This is a genomic window from Pseudomonas sp. A125 (assembly GCF_055409485.1).
Window position 1 is genome coordinate 1 of the sequence record NZ_JBUZVP010000079.1, and the last position, 1,470, is coordinate 1,470.

The window sequence follows — 1,470 nt, forward strand, 5'->3', positions numbered from 1 at the left end:
AGCCACCCCTTTCAAGGTCTTGGTTTAAAATCCCCCAACCGATTCAGTCAGGACGACGAGACTATGTGGGAAAAGGTTTTAGAGCGATTTGAAAAACAAGCACCGGTCAGCGTTATGACCAAGCTGGTATTAGAGCAGGCCGTAGATGCCGCCTGGGTAGACAAGGTGTTCGATGATCACCGCCAAAGGCAGTACTCCCGTGAGCTTTTGTTTTCAACCGTTGTCGAGCTGATGTCCCTTGTTTCATTGGGCTTTAGGCCATCCTTGCACGCTGCAGCGCGTAAGATGGAGGGCCTTTCGGTCAGCGTTTCGGCGCTCTATGACAAGATCAAGCGAACCGAACCCGAGCTGCTTCGAGCCCTGATTTCGGGCAGCGCAGAGCGCTTGGAACCGACCATCAAAACCCTCGGCCATTCATCAATCCTACCCGGCTGGCAGTTGCGTATTGTTGATGGCAACCACCTGCCAGCCACTGAAAAACGTCTAGGCGCTCTGCGCAATGAGCGCGGCGCGGCGCGCCCGGGATTTTCAGTAGTTGCCTACGATCCGGATCTGGATTTAGTCGTTGATCTTCAGCCGTGGGAAGATGCCTACGCCAGTGAGCGAGTCAGTGTTTTACCGCTGCTGGCCCGCGCATGCGCGGGCCAGCTGTGGATGGCTGACCGGCTCTATTGCACGATGCCTGTCCTGCAAGCCTGCGAGGACACGGGCGCTTCGTTCATCGTTCGCCAACCCAGCAAGCATCCACGCCTGGTCCAGGAGGGTGAGTGGCAAGACTCGGGAACAGTCGATAGCGGAACCGTTCGCGAACAAATCATCGAGGTGAACGGTGGCCGTCGCTGGCGACGCGTTGAGCTGAGCCTGCAAACAGCGAATGACTCAGGTGATTTGGTGATGTGGTTCTGGAGCAATTTGCCCAACACCATCAGTGCCCAGCAGATAGCCGACTTATACCGTCGTCGCTGGAGTATTGAGGGGATGTTTCAGCGCCTTGAGTCGGTACTGGACAGTGAAATTACAAGCCTTGGCAGCCCGAGAGCGGCGCTGTTGGGCTTTGCCTCAGCGGTTTTGGCTTACAACGTTTTGTCGGTTCTCAAGCGTAGCGTTGAGCAGGCGCACCGCGAAACGCAGCCAGAGGGTTGGGAGGTTTCGATTTTCCACTTGGCGGTACATGTTCGCAGTGATTATCAGGGCTTGCAGATCGCATTGCCTGCGGAAAATTTCCCTCTTGAAAAGACCTCGCAAGGGCTGGCAGAGCGGTTGCTGGCCCTGGCGAGGTTGATCAAACCCAAGTCCGTCGCGAAAAGCCCTCGCGGCCCCAAAGTCGCCAAACCCAAGGAGTGGCTGGAAGGTAAGGCGGCACGGGCGCATGTCTCAACAGCTCGGGTGCTTAAATCTGCCAAGGCGGATAAACGGACTTGAAGATGACTTTAAACGGGGTTTTAAACGTAGACCTTGAAAGGCATGGCT

The 1,470-nt window shown here is 56.0% G+C and carries 1 protein-coding gene; it reads left to right on the forward strand.

Translation table 11 applies throughout. The annotated features are described in order from the left end of the window. Window positions 1–114 precede the first annotated feature (114 nt). Window positions 115–1,422 carry an IS4 family transposase gene (locus tag ACZRN6_RS36455; RefSeq protein WP_464009959.1) on the forward strand — a complete coding sequence of 436 codons (1,308 nt, stop codon included), beginning with the start codon at window positions 115–117 and terminating at the stop codon, window positions 1,420–1,422. Window positions 1,423–1,470 lie beyond the last annotated feature (48 nt).

Bases quoted from the DNA above. Each gene is read 5' to 3' on its own strand.
- ACZRN6_RS36455 (WP_464009959.1), top strand. From the start codon at position 115: ATGACCAAGCTGGTATTAGAGCAGGCCGTAGATGCCGCCTGGGTAGAC.